We start from the raw sequence: 26,220 nt of genomic DNA, 5'->3' as shown, positions 1-26,220 counted from the left end.
CCTCACAGGGGGATGTTCCCGTGCTTCTTCGCCGGCCGGCTCTCCCGTTTAGTTGTTAGAAGTTCCAGGGCTTGGATCAGATATCCTCTGGTCTGGCGAGGATCGATAACAGCATCAATGTAACCACGTTCGGCAGCTACATAGGGGTTGGCAAAGAGCCGACGGTATTCTTCTATTTTTTCCTGCCGAGCTTTTTGCGGATCTGCCGCCGCTTCAATTTCCTTACGGAAGATTATATTGGCCGCGCCTTCCGGCCCCATCACCGCTATCTCCGCGCACGGCCACGCATATACTATATCCGCCCCTAGGTCCCGGCTGCACATGGCTAAATAGGCCCCACCATATGCCTTGCGTATTATTAAGGTTATCTTGGGTACGGTAGCCTCAGAATAAGCATGGAGCATTTTGGCCCCATGTCGTATAATGCCTCCATACTCCTGGTTGGTCCCCGGCAAGAAACCTGGAACATCCACAAAGTTGACAATGGGTATATTAAAAGCATCGCAGAAGCGTATGAAGCGGGCCGCCTTGTCGGAACAGTTGATATCTAAGCAACCGGCCATGACCCTGGGCTGGTTGGCTATGATACCTATGGCTCGGCCATTTAAGCGAGCAAAGGCAGTAATGATATTGGGCGCATAAAGGGGCTGGACTTCAAAAAAGGTACCCTGGTCCACAGCCCGCACGATAATCTCCCGCATATCATAAGCTTTGTTAGGATCGGCCGGCACAATATTAAGCAGTTCTTCTTCTTCCCGGGCTGGATCATCCCCGGTATCTTGGATAGGTGGATCTTCCATGTTATTACTGGGAAGATAGCTTAAGAGGGTACGGATGAGCATAAAGCAATGTTCTTCGTCCTCAGCTGCGAAATGGGCTACCCCGCTCACCTGGTTATGAGTCAGAGCTCCACCCAATTGCTGACCGCTTACTTCTTCTCCAGTTACTGCTTTGATGACCTGCGGCCCAGTGATAAACATTTCGCTGGTACCTTGGACCATAAAGATAAAATCCATAAGCGCCGGCGAGTAGACCGCACCTCCAGCGCAGGGCCCCATTATGGCCGCGATCTGAGGTACTACACCCGAAGCTAAGGTATTACGGTAGAAAATCTGACCGTAACCGCTTAAAGCGTCTACCCCTTCTTGAATACGAGCCCCACCGGAGTCATTCAAACCGATTATGGGTATGCCTACTTTCATGGCGAGGTCCATAATTTTACATATCTTCTTGGCGTGCATTTCCCCTAAAGAGCCGCCCAGTACGGTGAAATCCTGGGCAAATATAGCTACTGGCCGGCCGTCGATAGTACCCACACCAGTAACCACGCCTTCACCAGGCGCCTCGGTCTTGTCCATACCAAAAAGGGTACAGCGGTGTGTCACAAAGGCGTCTACCTCGTGGAAACTACCTGGATCCAGAAGGGTCTCGATGCGCTCCCGGGCCGTCTTCTTGCCCTGCTCATGCTGTTTGGCGATGCGTTTTTCGCCACCACCAGCTTTAACCTTGGTTAAGCGTTGTTCTAGTTCTTGTAGAAGCTCCTCCATAGCCATGAATCTCCAACCTCACTTCTTTTCGCGCTGGGAAATCTCTAGTAACACCCCGTTAGTAGCTTTGGGATGTATAAAAGCTATTTTTGCTCCACCCGCACCATAGCGAGGTTTTTCATCGATCAACCGAATACCTTTTTCTTTCAGTTCAGCCAGGGCTTTTTCGATATCATCAACCCTTAAAGCTATATGCTGAATACCTGGCCCCCGGCTCTCTATGAATTTGGCCACTGGCCCCTCAGGATCAGTGGATTCCAGCAGTTCAATTTCGCTGTCCCCCACTGGCAAAAAGGCTACCCGTACCTTTTGCTCCGCTACTTCCTCTACTCCTTCGCACTTGAGGCCTAGCACCTCTTCGTAAAATTTTAGGGCTTCTTGTAGGTTAGGTACCGCTATGCCAATATGATCAACATTTAATACTTTCATTAGCACATACCCTCCCCTTTAGTATCACTTTTCTCTCTGCAGGTTCTCCCTGCGGAAGTATCTCTTCCACCAGCATCTCCGCCGCGCTACAAGGGTCCAATTGGCGGCTGTAAACCTGTTCTATCAATTCTTCCATCCTGACCTCTCTCTTTAACCGGGCTAAAATCAGCCTTTCCGCCCGCTCCATGACCTCCTCTTTTACCCGCAACTTGCGTAAAGGTTCCAGGCGGCCTGACTGCTCCAGAAATGAGCGATGTTGTTCAATGGCTTGCAACAACTCTTCTACTCCTTCTCCTCGCCAGGCTATGGTCTTTAAGACCGGCGGTAACCACCCTTCTGTTTTGGCTCCCTGCTCTAAGGCAGTCTGAAGATAACGCGCCACCTGGTCAGCATCACCACGGTCGGCCTTGTTCACCACAAAGATGTCGCCGATCTCCATAATGCCGGCCTTGGCCGCCTGAATATCGTCTCCCAATCCAGGAACGGTTACCAAAACGATGGTTTCCGCTACTCCTACTATATCCACCTGGGATTGTCCAGCTCCCACCGTCTCTACCAAAATATAGTCACAACCGAAGGCGTCCAGGACCACCACGGCATCCCGTACCGCCCAAGAAAGACCCCCCAGGTGACCTCTAGTGGCCATGCTCCGGATGAACACCCCCGGATCCAGGGCTAGGTCACTCATACGCACCCTGTCCCCTAGGAGGGCACCGCCGGTGAAGGGGCTGCTGGGGTCCACCGCCACCACCCCGACCTTGTACTCCCGACGCCGCATGAGCTTTACTAAAGAATCTGTTAGAGTGCTCTTGCCGCTGCCGGCTGGCCCAGTTATGCCTACGATGTAGCTCTTGCCGCTCTGCTTGTAAAGTATTTTTAGAAGTTCTCTACCTGTCGGATCTTCATTTTCTATAAGGCTGATGATCCTGGCGACTGCCCTTTTGCTTCCCTGCCCGAATTCCTGCAGCAGTTCCTCAATCACTACTATCCATCTCCTTTGTTAACTGCGCCAGCGGTCTTGATAGACTCCTTTACCTCTCCCCACCAGCCAACAAACTACATCAATCTTAAGCCTTTTCTATCTCTTCCTCCGCCCTAGCCCCCACCTTTCCCTTGATGAAATCCACGATAACGTTGGTAGGTGTACCTGGGCCAAAGATGGCTGCTACACCCTGTTCTTGTAATACTGGAATATCTTCCTCGGGTATGATCCCACCTCCGATCACTAACACCTTATCTCCTACTTGTTCGCGTAAGAGTTTGACTACTTTAGGGAATAGATGCAGATGGGCCCCTGAGAGAAGGCTCAATCCTACTACATCTACGTCTTCTTGGATGGCTGCCGCTACTATTTGTTCTGGTGTTTGCCGTATGCCTGTATAGATTACTTCCATGCCGGCATCCCGCAGTGCCCGAGCTATAACCTTGGCCCCGCGGTCATGGCCGTCTAGCCCCGGTTTGGCAATGAGTACTCGTATTTTCTTCATTATATCTTCCCCCCTTGTGTCGCAGGCTTTAAACAATGTCCGGCGGTCGGTATTCACCAAAGACGTCCCGCAAAACATCGCAGATCTCGCCTAAAGTAGCATAGGCTTTGACTGCTTCATATATGGCGGGTATAACATTTTCCTTGCTAGAGGCCACCCGTCGCAGTTCTTCCAGGCAGCGGGTCACCTGGCGGTTATCCCGCTGGGCTTTGAGCTCTTTAAGCCTCTTTTTCTGAGCTTCACCTACTGCAGGATCCACCTTCAGGAGGTTTTTAGGCGGTTCTTCTTCCATCTGGAATTTGTTGACGCCTACTACAGTCCGCCTACCGCTTTCTATTTCTTTCTGATAACGGTAGGCACTGTCCTGGATTTCACGCTGGATGTAACCCTGTTCGATGGCTTTTACCGCTCCTCCCATAGCGTCGATTTTAGCGATGTAATCTTGGGCTTCTTTCTCTAGGCGGTTAGTGAGGGCCTCAATATAATAGGAGCCCCCCAGGGGATCTATAGTATCGGCTACGCCGCTCTCATAGGCGATAATCTGCTGTGTGCGCAGGGCTATACGTACCGCCTCTTCACAAGGTAGGGCCAAGGCCTCGTCGTATGAATTGGTGTGCAGGGACTGGGTGCCGCCCAGTACGGCCGCCAGAGCCTGAATGGCCACTCGCACAATGTTATTCATAGGTTGCTGTGCTGTTAAGGTGCAGCCAGCTGTCTGGGTGTGGAAACGTAGCATCATGGAGCGCGGGTCTTTGGCCCCAAAACGTTCTTTCATAATCTTTGCCCACAGGCGGCGAGCAGCGCGGAATTTGGCTATCTCCTCGAAGAAGTCATTATGGGCATTGAAGAAGAAAGAGAGCCGTGGGGCAAATTCGTCTACCTGTAAGCCTGCTCTAAGGGCGGCTTCTACATAAGCGATACCGTCAGCCAAAGTGAAGGCTATCTCCTGTGCTGCAGTAGAACCTGCTTCCCGAATATGATAGCCGCTAATGCTGATAGTGTTCCATTCAGGAAGTTCTTTGGAGCAGAAAGCGAAAATATCTGTGATCAACCTCATGGAGGGTTCAGGCGGAAAGATGTAGGTACCCCGGGCAGCATATTCCTTTAGAATGTCGTTTTGAATAGTGCCGCGCAGTTTATTGAAGGGTACCCCTTGTTTTTCGGCTACAGCCATGTACATGCATAATAGAATGGCTGCCGGAGCGTTGATGGTCATGGAGGTGCTTACTTTGTCTAGGGGTATCTCGTTAAAGAGAACCTCCATATCGGCCAAGGAGTCAATGGCTACCCCTACTTTCCCCACTTCCCCTTCAGCCATAGGGTGATCCGAGTCGTAACCTATCTGGGTGGGAAGATCAAAAGCGACACTCAACCCTGTCTGACCTTGAGAAAGCAAAAACTTGTAGCGTTGATTAGATTCTTCTGCTGTACCAAAACCCGCATACTGGCGCATGGTCCATAGGCGGCCCCGGTACATAGTAGGCTGGACCCCACGGGTAAAAGGATATTCACCCGGAAAGCCCAAATCCCTCAGGTAATCGAAATCCTCTATCTCTACCGGCGTATACAGGCGCTCTACTGGATACCCGGAGCCGGTGATAAACTCCTCGTGTCGTTCAGGCTGCTTAGCTAAAGTCTTCTGCACCTTTTGCCTTTCCCAGGCTTCCTTGGCCGCACGTATAGCTTGTATGGCTTCTTCCTTTAGCATGTTTAACCCACCCTTTCCTCCTTCATCAATGCTGCTTCCTCCTTGAGTGTCGGTATCATATGACCGCTTGTTTCAAATCGGATATGCCAGGACAAAGCCTCCGGTAAATAATGAGGCGTATGTCCACCTTTTTTAAGAGCCTTATCGAGATACTCCTTAAGCCAAGGTCTGTAGTTGGGATGGGCACACTTGTTAATTATTTCCTGGGCCCGCTCTACCGGACACTTGTTGCGCAGATCTGCCACTCCCCATTCTGTAACAATTACATGGACCTCATGCTCAGTATGATCAACATGGGAAACCATAGGTACGATGCAGGAAATGGCTCCATTCTTCGCTGTAGAAGGTGTCGCAAAAATGGATAAATAAGCAGAGCGGGAAAAATCGCCCGAACCCCCAATGCCGTTCATCATGCGGGTACCCATAATATGGGTGGAATTAACATTACCATAGATGTCCACTTCAATAGCCGTGTTCATGGCAATAATCCCTAAACGGCGAATTACTTCTGGATTATTGCTAATCTCCTGAGGCCGTAGGATGATTTTCTGGCGGTAACTCTTTATGTTTTCATAGAAACGCTTCAACCCAGTTTCAGAAGGAGTGATGGAAGTGCCGGAAACAAAACGCATTTTACCCAAATCAAGGAGATCGAACACAGAATCTTGGATAACCTCAGAATAGAATTCGAGATTAGTAAAGTCTGATTGGGCTAAACCTGCCAGAACTGCATTAGCTACACTACCTACACCTGACTGTAGAGGTAAGAGGTTACTAGGTAAGCGCCCGGCTCTAATTTCTTGTTTAAAAAACTCAATAAGGTTCTCCGCCATCTGCTTGCTGATGGCATCCACGGGGGCCAAAGGGCGAACGTTATCCTGAATATCAGTGAAGACAATAGCCACAATTTTATCCGGGTCACATGGAATATACGGAGTGCCAATACGGTCGTCAACTCTCGTCAAGGGAATAGGTTGGCGTTTGGGAGGGTCGGCAGGAATATAGATGTCGTGCATACCTTCCAGTTCCAGAGGCTGGCTAGTATTAATCTCCACAATAACTTTTTCTGCTAGTTTTACAAAGGTGGGGGTATTGCCTACAGAAGTGCTAGGGATTAAGTGACCTTCTGGCGTTATAGCTACCGCTTCTACTATAGCCATATCTAAGTACCCTAAAAAACCGTAGCGAGCCTGTTGAGCTACCTGGCTTAAATGTATATCGATATATTCTACTTCCCGTTTATTGATGGCATCACGTATAGAGTTATTGGTCTGATACGGCAATCTCTTAGCCACCACTCCTGCCCGAGTTAAAGCGCCATCTAATTCGTCTCCCACAGAGGCTCCAGTCCAAAGAGTAATCTTTATCTTTTCTTTCTTACCCCTCTCTGCCAAAGCCAAAGGTACAGCTTTCGGATAGCCCGCAGGAGTAAAACCGCTGGTCCCGATGGTCATACCATCTTTGACTAATTCTGCTGCTTCAGCCGCTGACATGACTTTTTTGAGTAGTTCCGGCCGTCGAATGCGATTCTCCTCCATGTACCTCCCCCCAGTCCTTTCCTATACAAAACAAAAACCTGGCTCACGAACTCATATCAATTCCCTGAGCCAGGTCTTGCTTGCGCTTTTGTGAGTAAGGTCAGCTTACTCACTTGCAAACAAAATGGCCTTTTTATATTTTTTAATCGGTTTCTTACTCTCTCTGTTTTTATTTTTTTTCTGTTTGTTCAAAGGACCTTCCCTGTTTGTAGGCTACAAATTTTTCATAAATAACTTTAAAAGCCATAATAATTGCCTTACGTGCACTACCCCAATAACGCCGTTCGATCCTTTGTACTAATTCTTCGATACCGTCACTTAGCTTATAACCCCATGCTATTTCTCTTACAATTTTTCTTGCTACACTGGTAGCTAAAGTACAATCTACATCCACTATTTTTCCATCTCTGGGGTTAACTTCCACGGCTATTGCTACGACTTCGTAAAGTCTATAAGCTGTAATAGTAGAAGGCAACTTAGCATAACCTGTTATTAGGAGGGTTTCCTCTTGATTCTCACTCGTGGGTGCCACCCCCCTCTAAACTAATTAATTACACTATAATACTCAATACTCACCTCACCTCTCTATATTTGCTATATTTGCTTCTCCTCACTGTATACGAATACTCTGATACTCTAATAACACAAAAGACCTGTACTTAGAGCAATAACCTTACTCTCTAAGCCAGGTCTTGCTTGCGCTTTGTGAGTAAGACCCTCCTTACTCACCTGCAAACAAAATGGCTTTCTTTTTTCTTTTGGCACTCTTAAAGTTCTCGCGTTAGCTTTCCTTAAATTTTTAAAATATCATCTGCTACCATCTTCACATTTCAATTATAGAATAGCATTGTCCAATTTCGTTGTCAAGTATAATTTGGCTCTATAATAAAAAGTGTGGGATAGGGGTAGATGGGATTAAGCGAGTGGGAAGGTAGATTTTGGTTGTAGGAGGAAAAGGACGGGGGCACATCCAAATGAATATTAGCAATCCAAAACCCTTTCAAGAGAGGAGTGCCCCCATGCACAAGATTAGCACGTTCACCCTCGAAGAGCAAGAGAATTTTGAGAAAATACTACAGCCCATTTTAGAAGAACCCCAAGACCCAGGAGATATTGTGTTAAAGGTAACCGTAGACCCTCCAGAGGTATGTCCTGTATGCAACGAAGGCAAATTACACAGGCATGGCTTCTTAAAGGAGAACCAGAAGCCGAAAGAAAGAAGAATTCGCCATGCCTTCTTATACAGTAGATGGGTCATTCTATTGTGGGTTCCCGTACGGTATAAGTGTTACCGTTGTGGCAAGACTTATACCCTTCGTCCTCCGGGTACCAGCCCCTGGGCCAGATTTACAAAATTAGGGGTGCAGACAGTAGTTTATTATGCCCAGAGGATGAGCTTTACTTATGCGGCTCAAATGTTAAACCTTACCCCCACTAGGGTTATAAGATTAGTGGACAAGTATGTCCAGCCTAATCTTCCTTTTGATGATACTCAAGAACCTATAGTGTTAACCTTAGATGAGCTATCCTTTACTGGGAACGATTTTGTATGCATGGTAGGGAGGTTGGAACCGGACAAGAGGCCTTTGACTATTTTAGAGGATGTGAGAACGGCAACTATAAAGGCTTACCTAGAAGAGCTCAAGAAAGCTGGGGTCAAAGTAGAGGCGGTAGTAATTGACATGAAAGACTCTTGGCGTAAGTTAATCAAAGCAATATTTCCTTCAGCCAAGATAATAGTAGACCCTTTTCATGTGATCCAGGATGCTAACCGTCGTTTAGATGAGGCAAGAAGGATAGAGCAAGAAGCGAGCAAAGAGAAGATACCCCGGTTTCCTCTGATTAAAGCTAAAGAGAGACTTACTCCCAGACAGCAAGAGGCATTAGAAAAAATTAAAGATAAATACCCGTCCCTCTATGAATTATACCAGCTAAAGGAAGACTTAAGGCAAATTCTAAGGATGGACCGGGTAGAAGAGGCAGAAGCTGCTTTGAGCCGTTGGTTTATAAATGCAGAATGCGCTGAAAATGCAGAGGGACGGATATGGGCCCGTACTATCAAGTCTTGGAGGTCAGAAATATTAAACCTGGTAAGATATACCCAGCAAGGTCGCCGGTACACTAATGGCTATATAGAAGGTAAAAATACCTTAAGCAAAATGCTTAAACGCTTAAGTTTCGGCTTCAGAAATCGCATTCATTTCATCAAAAAAATCTTCCTAGGATGTTGCCCCCAAAATCTGATCCCACAACTATTGACATAGAGCCGTATAATTTGGCTCCATGTTGTAGATAGGCCAGAGTTTCGTTCACAGTACTTTAGTAAAGTAAAACAGGTATTGAAAAGGGTGGGTATCCCAGGGTTATTATTATGGGTATTTATGTATGGTATGTTAGTAATTGGTATAGCAGAAGCATACAGCATTTGGTAAAAACACCCTCTGTTAAAACAGCTGCCTGTAGCTCATCAGACTCACCACTTCGGCTAGTTTTTGAGCTAATTCGCTATCCCCAGGAGCTAAAGAGACAGAAGCCCGACACCAATTACCAGGTTCTTTGTAAGGCAAACCTTCCGCCTCTTTCCTCGCGCGACTTTTTAATCCCCACCTGGTTTGACTCCTACTCGTTCCCAAAAGTCCCACGAGTAGGACTTTTGCTCAGGACCTAACAAGCTACCGATAGGCTCCTTAGTAGACACTAAGCACCTTGCTTCGATTGCCGACTTTTATTTTCCCCCTTAAGTTATATTGGTGGATAACTTAAAAAGTTGTAGTTTACTTTTTACTAGTTCTTTAACTTTTTGCCGGGCCAAACCCATGTATTGCCGGGGATCGCTCTCCTGAGGACTACTACAAAGAGCTTCTCGCAAGGCTTGAGTAAAGGCTAGTTTTAGTTCTGTAGCAATATTGATTTTACTTATCCCTAGCCTTATACACTGAAAAATAGCTTCCTCTGGAACGCCAGAAGCACCATGCAGCACCAGAGGAATATCTACTTTTTGGGCAATGGCTTTCAGACGTGCAAAATCTAAACGCGGCTCTCCACGGTAAACACCATGTACTGTACCAATAGCTATAGCTAGAAAGTCCACCTTGGTGACAGCGACAAAATGAGCTGCCTCGTCGGGATCCGTAAAACTTTCTTCCCTAACCCTCATTTCCTCTTCTCCTCCTATTCGACCCAGCTCTGCCTCAACTGCCACACCATAGGAATGGGCTATTTCCACTACCTGGCGAGTTAAGTTAAGATTCAATTCCCCTGGCAGAAGTGACCCATCAAACATAACAGAAGTAAAGCCAGCTCCAATACACTCTTTAATAATATCTATCTCTGAAGCATGGTCTAAATGTAAAGCTACGGGTATACTAACTTTTCTAGCTGCTGCTTGGGCTAGAGTCACTAGAAAATCTATACCTAGATGTTTTATAGTATTAGGAGTAGCTTGTAGAATCACCGGTGTCCCAACTTCCTGGGCTGCCTCTACCACCGCTTGGATAGTCTCTACGTTATGGATATTAAAGGCGCCCAACGCATATCCCCTGCGCCTGGCATCTTGTAATAATTCTCGTGGATTTACCAGACCCACTCTAAACTACTTCTCCCTTCTATAAACTGCATTTTAGCAAGCATTGCACCACCTATGGCTCCTGCCCATTCACCCAACTTCGCGGGTACTATTTCTACTTCCCGGTTTAGAGGAAGGGCTCGAGAATAAACGACTTCTCGAGTAGGCTCTAAAAGGAGTTCACCTGCCTGCATAACTCCTCCGCCTAATATAATGCGCTGGGGATTTAAGAGATTAGCCACATTGGCTAACCCTATACCTAAATATAGAGCTGTCTCTTTAATAACTTTTAAGGCTAATTCGTCACCTTGCTTAGCTGCTGTGCAGACTGTAGCAGCTGTAATTTGGTTAATATCTCCGTTTACTAGTTTCAAAATTAAACTTGAAGTATGGTTAGCCAAGGCTTCTTTTGCCCTGCGGGCAATGCCTCGCCCTGAAGCATATAATTCCAAACATCCATAATTGCCACAGTTACAGCGTAGTCCGTCCTTCTCTACTGTCATATGGCCTATTTCTCCTGCGCTTTCCTTTCTTCCTTTAAACATTTTTCCCTGGATAAAAATACCAGACCCAATACCCGTACCAAGGGTAAGGCAAACTATATCTTCTTTATCTTGTCCAGCACCTAATAACTTCTCTCCCCAAGCAGCCATGCGCACATCATTTTCTATAAATACCGGAGCATTAATTTCTTCGTGTATCTTCTGAGCTACTGCAATATCTTTCCAACCAGGTAAATTATGAGATATTATAGACCTACCTTCCCGAGTATTTACCAAACCTGGTACTCCTACACCTACCCCTTGCAATTGATTGAGAGTAAAACCATTCTCCTCCAACAAAGTCCTGATTAATTCTATTATCCTCCGAAGTATATGCTCTGGACCATATTCTGCTTCTGTTGGCCAAACCTTTGAACCTTTAAGCTCGCCTTTCTCATCTATTAGGACACCTGCTATGTTAGTGCCACCCAGGTCTACTCCAACAACAATTTTGCTCATATCTAGCTTACCCCCATTTCTTTTTTGAGCTTTAAGGTTTTAAGCCACCGCCTTTCCCGATTCCTTATCAAAGAAATGGGCACGGTTTAAGTTGAATACCAGCGCCACTTCCTCCCCTACCTTAGGCAGGCTAGAACCCGAAAGCCTGGCCACTACTTGCTGCCCCCCTAGGCTAAAGTATACTAGCCCCTCCGCCCCTAAAGGCTCCACTACTTCCACCTTCACCCTGTATACCCACTCAGGATGTGCTTCCCTTAACCTGTGCTCCACCGTTATATCCTCTGGCCGTAAGCCCAAAACTACTTCCTTCCTAGGAGCCTTAAGCCTCCTCCCCATATCTTCCGCAAGCGGAAAGCTAAAACCCTCTCCCTTAACTCTTAAAACCCCCTGCTCCTCCTCCAGCATAACCGGCAAAAAATTCATGGGCGGTGAGCCTATAAACCCCGCTACAAATAAATTGGCCGGCCTCTCATATAACCCTAATGGTGTGTCTATCTGTTGAATAATACCGTCCCTCATTACTACTATCCGGTGACCCATGGTCATGGCCTCTACTTGGTCGTGAGTGACATAAATGGTCGTTACCCCTAGTTTCTGCTGTAGTTTCGTTAGCTCCGCCCGCATCTGTACCCGAAGCTTTGCGTCTAGGTTGGATAGAGGTTCGTCCATTAAAAATACTTTGGGTTCCCGCACTATGGCCCTCCCCAAGGCTACCCGCTGCCTCTGCCCACCAGATAGCTCCTTGGGTTTCCTGGTAAGTAAATGTTCTATCCCTAAAAGTTTAGCCGCTTCCTCTACTCTTCTTTTTATCTCTTGTTTGGGCACTTTCCTCATTTTTAGCCCAAAGGCCATGTTGTCATATACGTTCATGTGGGGGTAAAGTGCGTAGTTCTGAAAGACCATGGCTATGTCCCGGTCTTTGGGCGGTACGTCGTTTACTAGCCGGTCGCCAATGTATATCTCTCCTTGGGTGATATCTTCTAATCCTGCTACCATGCGTAAAGTGGTGGTCTTGCCGCAGCCTGAAGGCCCTACTAAGACTATAAATTCGCCGTCCTTTATTTCTAGGTTAAAGTCCCTTACGGCTATCACTTGCCCAAATTTCTTCCAGACGTTCCTTAGAGTTACAGAAGCCATTAATATCCTTCCTCCTACTGCGCATGTTGTAATTTTACTACTTGAGTTAAGTATCTTGGGTTGTCAGGATCTAGACCTCTTGCCATGGCTCTCTTATAAGCCAGCAACTGAAGTGGCACCATTACTAAGGGAAGCCGTACTGTTTCTTCAAGCTCTTTAACAGGAATACCCAGGCTAAAATCAGCTCTAGGCCATAGCTTACCAACAGTTATTATCTTGGCTCCCAACTCTTTTAACTCGCTAAGGAGTATTTCTTCCTCCTCCTCGGCCGCATCTGAAGGGATACAGATTATCGCAGTCTTAGGATCAGTAATAGCCCGGGGGCCGTGTCTAAACTCTAAGAGATGATAGGCTTGAGATAGTTCTAAAACCATCTCTGTCATTTTCAAGGCTGCTTCGCAGGCAACTCCATAAGCAGGACCATTTCCTAAGATAATAATTCTTGTTATATCCCCATTTCTAGCTAAATATTCGACTAGCTCGGTATTACCCTTTAAAACACTTCTTAAAAGATCAGGTAAGCGTTTGAGTTGGTCTACCATATTAGAGTTTTCGCCTAGTATACCCCCCATAAGCTCTAGCGCCAGAAGCATAGAGGTAAAAGATCTAGTCATAACTACGCTTTTTTCGTCACTAAAGGGTAAACCTAGGTAATAATCAGCGACCCTCTCTATTTCTGAAGAAGCTTTACAGGTTACAGCCATGGTTCGAGCGTTATAATCTCCTTTAGCTCTCTTAAGAGCCATCCAGGTTTCTGTTGTAGATCCCGAACGCGAAATACCTATAACTATAATATTTCCTCCCCTTAGTCGACTTCTAGAGAAAAATAAGTGAGGATAATAGATAAGCTCTGAAGCAGGAATCCCTCTACACGGTATACCTAATACATGGCTTAAAGTATGCGCAGCTGATAAACTTAAGTAATAAGAAGAACCGCAACCGGTAAGGATTATTTCGCTTACAGGGCTCTCCTTAAAAAAAGCAGTAATGTCAAAAGAGCAGTCTAATACTTGGGCAATAGTTTTTTCCCAGATCTCAGGCTGGCTTAATATTTCCTTTAATGTATTTGTTCCTGGAAGCAAGGTTTTTACCCTCCTTAAGCTTCTTCTAGGATTTAAATTCAAGTAAGGCTTCCCAAAAACTTAGCCGCCTCTTTATCTACAATTACCACTAGCCCTGGATGGAGCTGGAGTATAGAGGCAGGTACACTTTTATCTACCGGACCTTTTAAAGCCCTAGCTATTATGTTAGCTTTGCTCTCCCCATAGGCTAAAAGAAGTATCCGGTTAGCCCTCATTATGGTCTTTATGCCCATGGTAAGGGCAAATCCCGGTATACCTTCCCCTCCTTCTTCTTCGTTGTCTTTTATGGTCTCCGGGGTAAGCTGGGCCAGATGGGTTAGGCTCCCCCATTCGGTACCCGGTTCGTTAAAACCTATGTGGCCGTTACTACCTATCCCTAAAACTTGCAGGTCTATACCCCCTGCTTCCCTTATGGCTTCTTCGTATCTTCGGCATTCTTCCTCTATGTCTTGGGCTCCCCCATCAGGAAGATGTATGTTTCCCCGGGGTATGTTTAGGTGTTTAAAAAGGTTTTCCCACATGTAGTAGTGAAAGCTCCGCTTGTCTTCGGAAGAAATACCATAGTATTCGTCTAGGTTGAAGGTTTTTACCCGGGAAAAATCAAGCCCTTCTTCTTGGTGTAGCCTTATTAGTTCGCGGTATAGCCCTAAGGGGGTTTTGCCTGTGGCTAGTCCTAGTACGGTGGTGGGTTTTTTCTTTATTTGTTCTGCTACTCTTAAGGCTGCCTTCCTACTTAGGTCTTGGTAGTCTTCTGCTATTATTAGCTCAGGATGCACTCTTTATCTTCCCTCCTTAGGCTTCTTTTCAGGTATGGTATATTATCTCCCCTTTTATCATGGTGAGTTTTACTTCCCAGTTGGGGTTCAAGATTATTAGGTCAGCATCAAAACCCGGCGCTAGTCTCCCTTTGTGCTGGCTAAGGTTTATTATGCTTGCGGGTGTGGTGGTGGCTAGGCTTAGGGCTTCATTAGGGGTTAGCCCTATCCTTTGGATCATGTTTTTTACTGCTTTCTCTAGGGTAAGAAGGCTACCGGCTAAGGTGCCATCGGCTAGCCGGGCCTCCCCTCCCCTTACCCTCACCTTCTGCCCCCCTAGGTCGTATTCCCCTTCGGGCAGACCCGCGGCCCGCATGGCGTCAGTGATTAGGGCTATCTTTTCTTCCCCCTTGGCCTTTAGCATTAGTTTCATTATGGCTGGGTGTACGTGTACCCCATCAGCTATGAGTTCGGCGCTTAAGGTATCTAAGGTTAGAGCTGCCCCCGCTGCCCCGGGTTCGCGGTGGTGTAGGCCTCGCATGGCGTTGAAGGTGTGGGTTATGTGTTTTAGTCCCCTTTGGGCTGCTTCTTCTATTTCTTTAAAGCTTGCTTCTGTGTGGCCTGCAGCAGGTGTTATGCTTTCCCTGGCTAGCAGTTCTATAAGCTTTAGGGCTCCTTTTAGTTCAGGCGCTAGGGTCATTATTTTTATAAAGCCCTTGCCACAAGTTATAAGTTCCCGCAAAAGCCCCGCGTCAGGTAAACGTAACCCGTCTTCTCTTTGGGCCCCTCTTTGCCGGGGGTTTAGAAAGGGACCTTCTAGGTTAAGGCCCAAAACTTTAGCCCCTCTTATCCCTCGTTCTAGGGCACTTAGAGCAGCTTCTATGGCTTTTAGCATCTTGAGGGGTGGGGCAGCTAGTATGGTGGGAAGAAATCCTGTGGTGCCATGCCGGGCTAAAAAGAGGGCTAGTTTTTCTAGGGCTTCAGGGGTGCTGTCCATTACTTCCGCTCCCCCTCCGCCATGTATGTGTAGGTCTATGAACCCCGGCGCTACTATGTCTTCTCTTGCTTCTATTTCTTCTGCTCCCTCTTTTATTTCTGGGGGCAGCTCTTTTACTTCCCCTACGGCTTTTATTTTCTCGCCTTCTATTAATACCGCCCCTTCTTCTATAGTTTGGTGGGGTGTGTATACCCGGCCCGCTGTTATTAGTACCTTTTTCATCTTCCCTCTCCCTTTTTTAGGCTAAAGCTAGAGTTGCCATATGCGCCCTTTGTATCTTTGGATTAGCTTAAGGTTATGTTCTTTAGAGCCGTCCAGGTTCCCGCTTAAAAATATGGGCGGCGTTATCCCCTTCTGGTGAAGCTCTTGAGCTGCTTCGACTATTATGGCATTTATTATGGCTGCCCCTAAGATAGTGGATAAGGGCCCAATTTTGATCTCGCTACCAGGCAAACTTAGGCTTGCGTCTCCTATTTCCCCGCAGTTATCTATGACTAGATCAGCTACCTCGGCTAGGTGCTTACCGCTAGAATGGCGGGATTTTATGTGCTGGTGGTAATAAGCTAAAGCCGTAATGGCTATTACTTTGAGGCCCAGCCCTTTGGCCTCTAAGGCTACTTCTATAGGGACTGGGTTTCTGCCGGAATGGGAGACGACTATGATGATTTCCCCAGGCTGCAAATGGTAGCGGGAAAGCACTATCTTGCCGTAACCTTTGAGCCTTTCTAGTTGTGAAGCTTTTACGGCACCTTCGTGTAACATAATTCCGCTGTCCAGTATAGGGTTGACGCAGGCTAGCCCGCCTGCCCGGTAAAATATTTCTTCAGCTAGTATATGGGAGTGGCCGCACCCAAATATGTGCAATATCCCACCGCTAGCAATACATTCGGCTACCATCCTGCCTGCGGCTTTAAGTTTTTCAGCTTGAGTACCTTTTATTTGCTTTAAACCATTGATGGCTCTTCCAAGATATTCCTCTGCTCCTACCACTCATTCTCCCCCTTTTCCTTTTAGGTGACGAAAAATGGCTGCTTTGGAATTTTTATATAATCCCCATTACGGCCTGGGCAATACTTACATTATGAAAGTTAAGGCGTAAAAATTGATTGATAAGTTCCATGTGCACCGAGGTAGTTTCGAGACTCAAGCGGTTCTCTTGTTGAAGCCGCTTAAAATGAGAACAGCGTAAATCTTTTTCTAGCCTTAAAATTTCAGGATGACGCCGGACAATCTGGGCAGCAGCTATTTCATCATTGGCCACAAAGGCTTCTATAGCTGCATTGAAATTGTCTTTTACTTTTTGAAACATCTCTTGTAATTCTATTTGCCCTTCGCGTGAAAATTCTAGGCCCGAGGTTTCAATCTTTCTCCATTGATGGGCCATTTCTACCAACACATCGCCCACATGTTCCAAGTCATTCGCGATATATAATAGCTTAATCTTAAGTATCAATTGTTCTTCGGTTAAATTCTCCTCCGGTATCCGGACTAAATACTTAGCAATAGCTTGATAGAGATAATCTAACACACTATCCACTTCCTTAAGTTTAGCCAATACTTCTATCTCCCTCTCTGCCAAAGGGAGCATAACCCTAGTGAACATTTCTTTTTTAATTATTTCAGCCATTCTCATTAATTCCCGCATCACATTAGTAAAGGCTATTTCAGGCACTTCTAAAGCTGAAGGATCTAAATATCTGGCCAGTTTTTCCTCTTTTATATCAGGCAAAAGTCTCTCTGTAAGCTTACCTATCCAAGGAGTAAAGGGAAGAAAGATAAGCATGTTTATTATGTTAAACAAGGTATGACCATTAGCTACTTGGCGAGCTACGTCCAAAGAAGTTATTCTGACCAGACAAGTATAAAAAGGTAAAAAAGGCAAAAAGATAAGTACTCCACCCAACTTAAATATAAAGTGAGCTAAGGCTACCCGCTTAGCTGCCCGCGATAAAGGTAAACTACATAAAAGAGCAGTGGCAGTAGTCCCCAAATTAGCCCCTAGTACCATAGCCAAGGCTCCAGGTAAGGTTAATCCGCCTTGAGAAGCTAGCGCCATAGCTACTACTACAGTAGCTGCGCTAGCTTGGATTAAGGCAGTAAACATAGTAGAAATTACCACCATAAGCCAAGGCTGAGCCGATAAATGGTTTATAAGGCTAATAAACCCCGAAGAGGAACGCAAAGGCACGGCAGCTTCACCCATAAGGGCCGCACCGTAAAAGATTAATCCAAAGCCAACTAATGCTTCTCCTAAATGTTTCCAACGAAATCGCTTAGAAAATAAGTAAGGTAAAAGCCCTAATACCAGGGCCCATAGACTATAGTCGCTCAAGCGAAGGGCCACTAATTGAGCAGTAAAGGTAGAGCCTATAGCTGCTCCTAAAATAACTCCTAATGCCTGGCTAAGGCTCATAAGACCTGCATTTACTAAGCTCACTAATAACACTGTAGTTACTGCGCTTGTTTGGAGCAAGATAGTAACTATTATCCCTGTTAACATCCCATAAACCCGGTTAGAGGTTACCTTAGCCAGTATCTGCTGCACCTCACGCGCAGCAGCCTTCTGAAGCCCTTCACTAATAAGATGCATCCCTAGCAAAAACAGCCCTAAACCCCCAGTTAAAGAGGTAACCGCGGGAAACATCTTTCCTCTGACCCCTTTTCCCTTTCTAAAAAGCCTATTTAAGAGCTTGAATGGCAGCTTGAGCTAATTTCATAGCTTTAAAAGCCGCTGTAGCTACAAAAAGTTTTCTAGAAGGATGGGGTATAAATGCCCGCCCATCGCTATTTTCAGCTAAAAGAAGTTGTTCCCAAGCCCCCTCCAACAACTCCAAAGCAGAACGTACATCGGCCCCTTTACCTTGCTCTGCCCGAATAATTAAGGAAGCAGTTATTATCCAGCTACGCGCATCTTCTGTAAGTACGTTAAGTCGTTCCCTTCCCTCGCCTTTAAGCCATACATCAAATCCTGCATGGCCCGAGGCGTTTTCGGCATAAAAGGCTTTTTCCCCTATAACTCCTGAAAAGGAGTCTATATAAGATTTAGCGGTCGTAACCTGGATACCAGGGTGAGAGGTAATAAACTCTAAATATCTAGCGAAGCGAGGCAGAGCCTCTAAAGAGGTCAATCTATCTCCCCAGCAAGTTCCTTGCCCTTTGCTGCTTTCTACTGAAGCGGCATATAAGACTTCAGCATCCTGTTTTATACATAGTAGCGGCGGAGGCTCATCAGGCCCCAAGGCATTAGAGGCTTCCTCTATAAATCTTTCTATCTCCTCCCTTACCTTTTCCCAAGGAGCCACACCCGTAAGATACTCTAACAATAACTTTCCTATTTTCCTGTTAGCAAGCACTGCTTTAGTCTGAGTATCAGCTATACCCTTAACCTTTACCATTCCAGGATATAGTCTCTTTTCTGCCAGCTCGTGTATTAATTCGCGGTAGATTATAACCCATTCTAAGCCCAACTCGGCCATAACCTTAGGAAGACAAACATCCCACGCCACTTCGGGCAAAAGCATACCCTGACACTTAATCCCCCATACTTTTTCGTCGCATTCCATTCCTTTCCGAATCTGCCTTTCTACATCTTCATAGGGAATTAAGCTAAGAACCGGATGGGCATAGGTATAAGTCCCTAGTTCGATTAAACCTTCTCCTATCTTTTTCTGCACCTCGCGGACCAACTCAGGATATTTTTGTTGAAGATAAAGGCTAGAGTAACCCGTAAAAAAGAAGTTGGCAGGCTGCTTGTATTTTTGGAGCAGATCAAACAGCGGAATTAAGCCTTGCTCTACTAGCAGGAAAGTCTTATCCACAGGCATTTCAGCGAATTGGAGGTTTACATTAAAAGTATGAATAAAGTATACTTGGCACAACTTAATCTTCAACTCCCTTCTATCCCTATTACTAAAGCCGGAAATTCAGGGGGTATTAAAAGTTTTATCCCTCGGTCAGTATACTTCCAAGGTACTTGTATTAGCTCGCCTCCTAATCCCCGCGCCCATAAAGAATCAACTTGAAAAGCTTCTATTTCTACTTCTCCCCCTTTCCCTTTATGATTACCTATGCAAATCAAGTGAAAACGCGGGTCGTCTTTCCCTATCCAGTGTGAAACCGCAATTTCCCCTTTAGATAAAATCCCGTCCTGATCTACATAATGGCATCGGGCTATTTCTCTTGCTATACTAGCGCGAAGCTTTAACATTTGGTTAGCATGAAGGAGCATTTGCTCATCTCCAGGACCGAAACGCCGATCAGGAGCAATCCAGAAAACAGCGCCCAAAAGCAGGGCTTGCTCAATATGTTGATAAAAGAGGTCGCGCCGTAATTTTTCATCCCCTTCTACCTCAGATAACCTTTTAGGGTGAACCATCATTACTAAACTATGTTCGGGAAAAGTATATCGGTAGATAGAGTAATGTTCATCATAAAGTACCCCATTCCACGTTAAGCTCCCCCATACATACTGGCCATATATATCTCCACAATTCTCGATCATGAGAAAGGCTTTTGGATTCTCTTTCCTGATGGCCTCTAATGTCTCCTTTAATAGCTTTAAATACCCCCGATTATAGTCCTCAGGATGATGAGGGTGATGATCTGAAATAGAAAGGGAGTGATAGCAAGGAAAGGGTTCCGCCGAGCCCAACTGATCAAAATATATCCCTCGGGCCCCGTAAGCTTTTACCATCCAAATCGCTAAGTCCTTCAACCACCCTTGCCAGCCTTCACTCGCTGGGCACATCACGGCAAAAAGTGAGGGCGTATCATATTGTTCGATATAAACATCCCCTCCTGGGCGCTTGATAGCCCAGTTATACCCTTTTTCTTTATAAGAAGGAAGCCCAGTATCAAATAACCGAGCATTTATATAGAAAGTTACCATCCCACCGTCTGCATTAATATAGCGACAACCGCGTTCCAGTTCTAAAGGGCTCCCTAACTCCATAGCCGGATGATAATCAGGATATTGAGCATCAAAACCCCCGTGGTTCCAGCCGGCAATAAAAAAGTGTTTGATCCCCCATTCTTTCCCTCGCTCATATAAAGCAGGGATATCACTAAAGCTATGCAGTACCTTACCTTCTCTAAAGAAATCGTACCGGGGATGGAGAGCATATTGCTCTGCTAAATCCTTTGGATTACAAGGGGGATTTATGAATTGGGTAGCCCATTCCCTATAAATCCTAGCACCGCTATGCCAGTCACCTTCATGTATTTCCAGGATAAAGGGAGGCGAAACCCACTCTTCTTCTTCATTTAAAACAGGAAAGCGCCGAAATCCTAATCCCATACTGGGATAATTAACCATACAAGAATAAGAACGGAGCCCTGTTAACCCGAAGTTAGGATCATGGCAGCCAAAATATATTCCTAAATCCCTCCGGTGGTAATCCATCCAATTCATGGAGGCCAGGCCACAATAATTGATTTCGCGGACATATATATTGCCTTCTTTTTTCGTGGCAGCTCTCCCAAAACTCTGGTAACGTAAAGATGTATATTCCTGAATAGGATTCCGGGTAAGATCTCCAGCATGATGAGGTAAAGCCAAAAACTCTTCCTTAGGCATTCCTAGGCCAAGCCCGCTTATCTGAGGAAAGAGCACTTGTAACCAGATCTTTTGGGAAGTGTTATTCCGTATTGTAAGTTGCCATAGGAGGCGGGGCCTTATTACATCTATTGCACCTTCAATATTGCCTATTAAGTTTAAGGAGCTGTAGTTACTATCTAGCGCTTCCCATGATATGTAAAATCTCCCTCCACCTTCCAATCCTGAATAAATCCTAGTTTCTTTAAGAGCTATTTTGCGCGGAACAATCCCTTCCTCTTCTGGATTAACCTGGAAAAGGTGTAACAAGGGTAAGCCCGTATAGGGATCCTTTATTAACTCTTCTCCTGTTTTTAAATAAACCAGGGATTTTACTTCTAAATCCTGTGGTTCAATCTTTATAACAAGATTGGGATTGCTTAGGGTAAAAGCCATATTCTTGCTACCTCCATAAAATTAGTACCCTTTCTCGGCGAACTCTTTTTTTGCTCTACGGTTAAATTCATCTGCCCCTGGCAAATGATTGCTCATATATACCTGGGGGACCAGCCCGCGTTTTAACATCTTCTCTATTACTTCTGCCTGCAAGGCCCACATCAAATAAGCTGCTGCTATACCTGAAGCAGGGCAAATCTTAACTGGTAAGCCCGCTACTTCTACTAAAGCATCTCCTGGGGGCGCCCCATGGTCCAACACTACATCTGCTACCTCGTAAAGCCTAAGGCCAGAAGGGTGTCGGCTTTGAAGGGTGCTGGAGTAGGCTACAGAAGTAAGGGCAATGACCTTAATCCCTTGAGATTTGGCCTGTATCGCTACTTCTACGGGAAGCATATTATACCCGGATACCGAACCTATGACAAGAACATCTCCCGGGAGCATCCCTGATTTAGCTATTACGAATTCTCCTAGCCCCTCTATTCTATCTAGGTAGACGCTTTTCTTCTCCCCAACCCGGCTAGGGCGGACCGGGTTATACACTTCTACCATTACCTGGAGGGGAGTAATAGCCATCATTCCCCCTGCCCTGCCTATCATTTCATGATTAAGCATGTGCCCTGTATCCATTAAATGCCAGGTGCCGCCTTGAGCCAAAGATTCAACTATTAACTCTGCCGCTTTTTCTAAAGCTTCTCCTTGGGTCTGTTCGATTCTTTCTAGCACCTTGCGCATCTGGTGATAATATTGCTGGGCGAGCACAGAATTCACCTCTAAATGCTTTTTAATATGCTACTATAAGTTGTTTTAACCTGGTGTAAGGTTGACTCCTTTAACGAAATACCCCCTTCTTTATAAGCCAACAAAAGAGAACCCAATTCAATAGGAAAAAGGGGTGGAGTATAGACTGCTCCGGGTAAAAGCTTATCTAAATAACGCTTAAATATCTCGACTATCACCCTTTCCCTTGCCACTCCTCCCACGAATACCACAGGTATCTCATTTTCTAGCCCAGCTTTCCTAACCACAGCTCGAGCCATGACCACCAACCACCATGCCGCCTTCTTTATAATAGATAAAGCCGCTTTATCCCCTTCTTTAGCCATAACCATGACTACTTGGGATAACTCCGCAATACTCTTTCTATCTAAAACACCGCTATAGGCCACCCGCCTTAGCTCCAAAGGGTTAGTTAATCCCAGCCTTTCAATGATTGCTCTAGTTAAACAGGTGGGCGGTCCTATTCCATCAGCAGCATGAATTATGGCCTTGAGCCCTAGCAAGCCTATATAATAACCACTTCCCTCATCCCCCAACAGGGGACCCCATCCTCCCACAACAGCTATATCGCCTTTCTTGTTGCGGGCAATCGCAAAAGAACCTGTGCCGCTGGAAACTACAACTCCTACCCCTTCAGGGCCCAACCCTGCTTGTAAAGCCGAAAGTGTATCGCTGCACAAAATAAGATGCTCCCATTCCATTAACGGTTTAAGGGTTAGCTGGAGCAATTCTTTATTCACTCCTGGTATACAAGCAGCTATAACTTTACACTTTAACCTTTCCCTCTTTTGCGCCAAAGCCTGGCTTATAGCTTGCTTTATAGCTTTACTGGCAGCTTCACGTCCAACAAACAAAGCATTGGAAGGCCCTCCCCATCCAACACCCAATATTTGGCCATCAGCCTGGGCTAAAACTGCCCTGGTATTAGTCCCGCCCCCTTCTATTCCTAAGAATAGCTCCAAAACTTATATTCACCTCTTTAATCAGCACCTGCGGCAGGCGTTAATCTTTTCTCCTGCCGCAGGTGCTAAAGTTTTTAACTTTTTATACCCTATTCTTTAAGCAACATATCTACTTTCTTAGCTACGGCCTCTGCAGCTTCTTTAACCGGCTGCTTCCCTAACCACATAAGGTCTAAACCTTGTTCTATTTCCTTCCACACTTCGCGGTTCTTAACCATGGGGAAAGGTTCACCATAGTTAAAGCTATCAATAAACACTTTCTTATTAGCCGGAGGCGGTGTTAGGAACTTGGAATTGTCAGTTGACTTAAGGGCACTATTACCCATACCAGTATTCACTACGAGCTGTTGGCCTTCTTTACCACCAAGGAAGGAGAGAACTTTCCAGGCTTCCTCCGGATGTTTGCATCCTTTAGGCATTACCCAAAGAATGGCAAATACCCGTGTAGCCTGGCGCTTACCCTTAGGTAAAGGTGCTACATCATAATCTAGACCTGCTTTAGTAAGACTGAACATCCGTGAAGCACCACCAGTAAACATAGCCACCTTTCCGCTCTCAAAAGGAGCAATAGAGGATTCGCCAAACTGTTTGGCTTCTTCAGGTGTAGGAGCTACTTTATACTTATACCTCAGATCTACTAAGAATTGGAGGGCTTCTATGCTCTCAGGGTTGGTTAATATACACCTCTTACCATCTTCCGAGACAAAACCGCCATTGTTCTGCAATAGCCAATCATAGTAAGCATCGGGATAACCTGCATAATGATATCCCCATTGTATAACTTTTCCAGAACCATCGCGCTTAGTAAGCTTCTGACATATATCTAAGAAGTCATTCCAAGTCCAACCTTCTTTGGGATAAGGTACCTTCGCTTCGTCAAATAACTTCTTGTTGTAATACATAACATTGCAAGTAAGATCGCGTGGCACGCCATAGATGCTTCCTTTATAAGTTAGGATCTTCAGAGCTACAGGCCACAAATCCTTTTTATAGTCATCCGTGATCCATCTATCTAAGCAAGTAAGAGCTCCCTTTTCTACATAAGCCGGATATTGGTCCATAGCTAGCATAGCTATATCAGGAGGCTGTCCACCCGCGATCATGGTAAGCAGTTTATCATAGTAGCCTTTGGAAGGAACCTGGATAAAATTCAATTCAATATTAGGATGAGCCTTCTCAAAAGCTTCCTTGATTTCTTGGAGGGGCTTCTCTTTATTGATATCCCACCAGGAAACCACATCTAGTTTTACTTTTTCTCCCGTTTTTGTAGGCGCTTGACCTTGAGGATATGCCTTTTTAGCGCACCCTGCAAAGCTTACTGTTACAAGCAAAATACAAACTAATATACTAAGGATCCCTATTTGCTTTTTGGAAGTTTTCATCTTAAATCAGTTCCTCCTTTCTTTTCTATCGTCTCTTGTAGGCTTTTATAATTTGCTTTTCGTCCAAGTCTGACCTCCTTCACCTCCCTCCTAACCCAGCGCGGGCCATACTCTCTATGAAGTAGCGCTGGGCAAACATAAATACTATAATGATAGGGATCAAAGCCAAAGTTGCGCCCGCTAACACCACCTCCCACTCTATTAGGTCTTTACTAGCTAGATACGCCAGGCCAACCTGGATAGGCATTTTTTCATAGGAATTCATAACGATCAACGGCCAAATAAAGCTATTCCATTCATTTTTAAAGGCAATGATAAAGAAGGTAGCTATAGCGGGCTTAGCATTGGGCAATATTACCCGCAAGAATGTTTGAAACCAGCTGCACCCATCAATCCTAGCACTTTCTTCTAGCTCTCTAGGAATAGTGAGGAAATACTGTCTTAGAAGAAACAAACCAAATACATTGGTCCCGGTAAATATGGGCGGAATTATAAGCGCCCACCAGGTATCTAACCATCCTAAGTATTTTACTAAGATAAAATTGGGAATTAACGTTACATGCCCAGGTATCATCATGGTTCCTAAAAAAGCTAGGAATAGAAGATCTCGCCCGGGAAACCGCAAACGCGCAAAAGCATAAGCAGCTGGTGCAGCAAAGGCTAGCTGTAATGTCGGTACCGTAATAGAAAGAAAGAGGGAGTTTAGCATAAAACGACCAAAAGGCAAATAGGTACATACTTTTATATAGTTCTCATAGTGAGGAGGCCACGGTATCCAAACTGGAGGCCAGGCCACAAATTGGGCCCGTGTTTTAAAAGAAGCTAAGACAGACCAAATAAAGGGAGCTACTGTAGTTAAGGCCCCAATAACAAGAAGAATATAGGTCAAAATCCGCCAGAAACGTTCGCCTACTTGATAAGGCCGATTTATGGCTATCATTCATGATACACCCACTTTCGTTGTAGCCAGAACTGGAAAATGGTTAGAAGGAATAGGGCAACAAAAAGAAGCCAAGCTAAAGCAGTTGCATAACCCATCTTAAATCCCTCAAAAGCTTTACTATAGATGTAATAAAGCCATGTCTCTGTGCTTCCCGCTGGCCCTCCTCGAGTCATCACGTACACAGCCTCAAATACGTTTAAGCCATCTATTACCAACAGGACTAATACCAAAAATGTAGTGGGTGAAAGCATAGGAAGTGTTATACGCCAGAATTTTACCCATCCTGAAGCCCCGTCGATAGAGGCTGCCTCATATAGTTCATGAGGGATGGCTTGTAATCCAGCCAGGAACATTAACATATAATAGCCTGCGCTTTGCCATGTGCGTACTATAGCCACTGCGGGTTTAGCCCACTCCACACTGAAAAGCCAACCTGGTTTAGGTAACCCTAAACTGCCCAACACCAAATTTATAGGCCCATACTCGGGGTTAAATAGAAACATCCAAACTACGCTGATAGCTACAGTAGCCGTAACTGCAGGCATATAATACGCGGCCCTAAAAATTGCTATCCACCTAAGTTTTTGATTAAGGAATACTGCCAATATAAGAGAAGTTATTAATGTAAAGGGGATATAGATTAAAGCAATATATAAAGTATTGTATAGAACCTTACGAAAATGAGGATCGCCTTCGATAATAGCAATGTAATTCTTAAATCCCACAAACCTAGCAGGAGTTAACATATCCCAATCATGAAACGAAAGCCATAACGACATCCCGCAAGCGAAGAAAACGAATACCCCAAAGCCCATTAAATTAGGTAAGACTAAGCTTATACCGGCTAGTTTTTCCTCATGACGGCCAATTAATCGCAGGAATAACTCTTTTTTCAACCTCCTAGCGCCTCCACCCTAA

Annotated in this window: 24 protein-coding genes; 1 reads left to right on the top strand and 23 read right to left on the bottom strand. The window is 45.4% G+C overall.

Going from position 1 to position 26,220, the window contains the following annotated elements; all coding sequences use genetic code 11:
- Positions 1-2: 2 nt before the first annotated feature.
- From B9A14_RS09430 to B9A14_RS09400, 7 genes are all read right to left on the bottom strand, one after another.
- Entirely contained in the window at positions 3-1,553 is a 1,551-nt protein-coding gene (locus B9A14_RS09430; RefSeq protein WP_084665456.1) for an acyl-CoA carboxylase subunit beta, read from the bottom strand.
- 12 nt (positions 1,554-1,565) lie between these two features.
- Positions 1,566-1,976 (bottom strand): methylmalonyl-CoA epimerase, encoded by a 411-nt coding sequence (mce, locus tag B9A14_RS09425; RefSeq protein WP_084665455.1) that lies wholly within the window; start codon positions 1,974-1,976, stop codon positions 1,566-1,568.
- Complete coding sequence (meaB, locus tag B9A14_RS09420; RefSeq protein WP_084665454.1) at positions 1,957-2,958, bottom strand: methylmalonyl Co-A mutase-associated GTPase MeaB; 1,002 nt, start codon at positions 2,956-2,958, stop codon at positions 1,957-1,959. The genes mce and meaB overlap by 20 nt, the downstream gene beginning before the upstream one ends.
- 85 nt (positions 2,959-3,043) lie before the next feature.
- The gene (locus B9A14_RS09415; protein WP_172839127.1) at positions 3,044-3,463 is read right to left on the bottom strand and encodes a cobalamin B12-binding domain-containing protein; all 420 of its coding nucleotides are present in this window, start codon (positions 3,461-3,463) and stop codon (positions 3,044-3,046) included.
- 28 nt (positions 3,464-3,491) lie between these two features.
- A complete protein-coding gene (locus B9A14_RS09410) occupies positions 3,492-5,171 on the bottom strand; it encodes an acyl-CoA mutase large subunit family protein (RefSeq protein ID WP_084665453.1) in 1,680 nt (559 codons plus the stop codon).
- Between the two features lie 2 nt (positions 5,172-5,173).
- Complete coding sequence (scpC, locus tag B9A14_RS09405; protein WP_084665452.1) at positions 5,174-6,709, bottom strand: succinyl-CoA:acetate CoA-transferase ScpC; 1,536 nt, start codon at positions 6,707-6,709, stop codon at positions 5,174-5,176.
- 169 nt (positions 6,710-6,878) lie between these two features.
- Positions 6,879-7,241, bottom strand: coding sequence for a DUF3870 domain-containing protein (locus tag B9A14_RS09400; protein ID WP_084665451.1), 363 nt, complete (start codon positions 7,239-7,241; stop codon positions 6,879-6,881).
- Between the two features lie 487 nt (positions 7,242-7,728).
- On the opposite strand from B9A14_RS09400, the gene B9A14_RS09395 reads away from it, so the two are divergent.
- Positions 7,729-8,973 (top strand): ISL3 family transposase, encoded by a 1,245-nt coding sequence (locus B9A14_RS09395; protein ID WP_172839126.1) that lies wholly within the window; start codon positions 7,729-7,731, stop codon positions 8,971-8,973.
- Between the two features lie 180 nt (positions 8,974-9,153).
- On the opposite strand, the gene B9A14_RS17990 is transcribed toward B9A14_RS09395, so the two are convergent.
- The 16 genes from B9A14_RS17990 to B9A14_RS09320 all read right to left on the bottom strand — a co-directional run bounded on the left by B9A14_RS17990 (position 9,154) and on the right by B9A14_RS09320 (position 26,198).
- Positions 9,154-9,276 (bottom strand): hypothetical protein, encoded by a 123-nt coding sequence (locus B9A14_RS17990; RefSeq protein ID WP_269456734.1) that lies wholly within the window; start codon positions 9,274-9,276, stop codon positions 9,154-9,156.
- Between the two features lie 170 nt (positions 9,277-9,446).
- Entirely contained in the window at positions 9,447-10,295 is an 849-nt protein-coding gene (locus B9A14_RS09390) for a class II fructose-bisphosphate aldolase (RefSeq protein ID WP_084665449.1), read from the bottom strand.
- On the bottom strand, positions 10,283-11,275 hold the full coding sequence (locus tag B9A14_RS09385) for an ROK family protein (RefSeq protein ID WP_084665448.1): 993 nt from the start codon (positions 11,273-11,275) through the stop codon (positions 10,283-10,285). The genes B9A14_RS09390 and B9A14_RS09385 overlap by 13 nt, the downstream gene beginning before the upstream one ends.
- Before the next feature lie 39 nt (positions 11,276-11,314).
- Positions 11,315-12,412, bottom strand: a complete 1,098-nt coding sequence (locus B9A14_RS09380; protein WP_084665447.1) for an ABC transporter ATP-binding protein — start codon at positions 12,410-12,412, stop codon at positions 11,315-11,317.
- A 14-nt stretch (positions 12,413-12,426) separates the two neighbouring features.
- Complete coding sequence (locus tag B9A14_RS09375; protein WP_172839125.1) at positions 12,427-13,494, bottom strand: SIS domain-containing protein; 1,068 nt, start codon at positions 13,492-13,494, stop codon at positions 12,427-12,429.
- Positions 13,495-13,532: 38 nt separating this feature from the next.
- On the bottom strand, positions 13,533-14,270 hold the full coding sequence (gene nagB, locus B9A14_RS09370; protein ID WP_084665445.1) for a glucosamine-6-phosphate deaminase: 738 nt from the start codon (positions 14,268-14,270) through the stop codon (positions 13,533-13,535).
- Positions 14,271-14,298: 28 nt separating this feature from the next.
- Positions 14,299-15,468: an N-acetylglucosamine-6-phosphate deacetylase gene (gene nagA / locus B9A14_RS09365; protein ID WP_084665444.1), complete on the bottom strand. Its 1,170-nt coding sequence runs from the start codon at positions 15,466-15,468 to the stop codon at positions 14,299-14,301.
- A gap of 27 nt (positions 15,469-15,495) precedes the next feature.
- Entirely contained in the window at positions 15,496-16,236 is a 741-nt protein-coding gene (locus B9A14_RS09360) for an SIS domain-containing protein (protein ID WP_084665443.1), read from the bottom strand.
- Between the two features lie 52 nt (positions 16,237-16,288).
- On the bottom strand, positions 16,289-17,890 hold the full coding sequence (locus tag B9A14_RS09355; RefSeq protein WP_084665442.1) for a Na/Pi cotransporter family protein: 1,602 nt from the start codon (positions 17,888-17,890) through the stop codon (positions 16,289-16,291).
- Positions 17,891-17,924: 34 nt separating this feature from the next.
- A complete protein-coding gene (locus B9A14_RS09350; protein ID WP_084665441.1) occupies positions 17,925-19,136 on the bottom strand; it encodes a polysaccharide deacetylase family protein in 1,212 nt (403 codons plus the stop codon).
- Complete coding sequence (locus B9A14_RS09345) at positions 19,133-21,235, bottom strand: DUF6259 domain-containing protein (RefSeq protein ID WP_084665440.1); 2,103 nt, start codon at positions 21,233-21,235, stop codon at positions 19,133-19,135. The genes B9A14_RS09350 and B9A14_RS09345 overlap by 4 nt, the downstream gene beginning before the upstream one ends.
- A gap of 21 nt (positions 21,236-21,256) precedes the next feature.
- On the bottom strand, positions 21,257-22,006 hold the full coding sequence (locus B9A14_RS09340) for a sugar isomerase domain-containing protein (protein WP_197686502.1): 750 nt from the start codon (positions 22,004-22,006) through the stop codon (positions 21,257-21,259).
- 2 nt (positions 22,007-22,008) lie between these two features.
- On the bottom strand, positions 22,009-22,977 hold the full coding sequence (locus B9A14_RS09335; RefSeq protein WP_084665438.1) for an N-acetylglucosamine kinase: 969 nt from the start codon (positions 22,975-22,977) through the stop codon (positions 22,009-22,011).
- An 89-nt stretch (positions 22,978-23,066) separates the two neighbouring features.
- The gene (locus B9A14_RS09330; protein ID WP_084665437.1) at positions 23,067-24,359 is read right to left on the bottom strand and encodes an ABC transporter substrate-binding protein; all 1,293 of its coding nucleotides are present in this window, start codon (positions 24,357-24,359) and stop codon (positions 23,067-23,069) included.
- Positions 24,360-24,438: 79 nt separating this feature from the next.
- Positions 24,439-25,299: a carbohydrate ABC transporter permease gene (locus tag B9A14_RS09325; protein ID WP_084665436.1), complete on the bottom strand. Its 861-nt coding sequence runs from the start codon at positions 25,297-25,299 to the stop codon at positions 24,439-24,441.
- Positions 25,296-26,198: a carbohydrate ABC transporter permease gene (locus tag B9A14_RS09320; RefSeq protein ID WP_084665435.1), complete on the bottom strand. Its 903-nt coding sequence runs from the start codon at positions 26,196-26,198 to the stop codon at positions 25,296-25,298. The genes B9A14_RS09325 and B9A14_RS09320 overlap by 4 nt, the downstream gene beginning before the upstream one ends.
- Between the last annotated feature and the right edge of the window lie 22 nt (positions 26,199-26,220).

The sequence above is a fragment of the Thermanaeromonas toyohensis ToBE genome, from assembly GCF_900176005.1.
In the GTDB taxonomy this organism is placed as follows: domain Bacteria; phylum Bacillota; class DSM-521; order Neomoorellales; family Neomoorellaceae; genus Thermanaeromonas; species Thermanaeromonas toyohensis.
The sequence above is the reverse complement of the archived record's forward strand: the minus strand, read 5'-3'. Positions and strand labels throughout refer to the sequence as shown.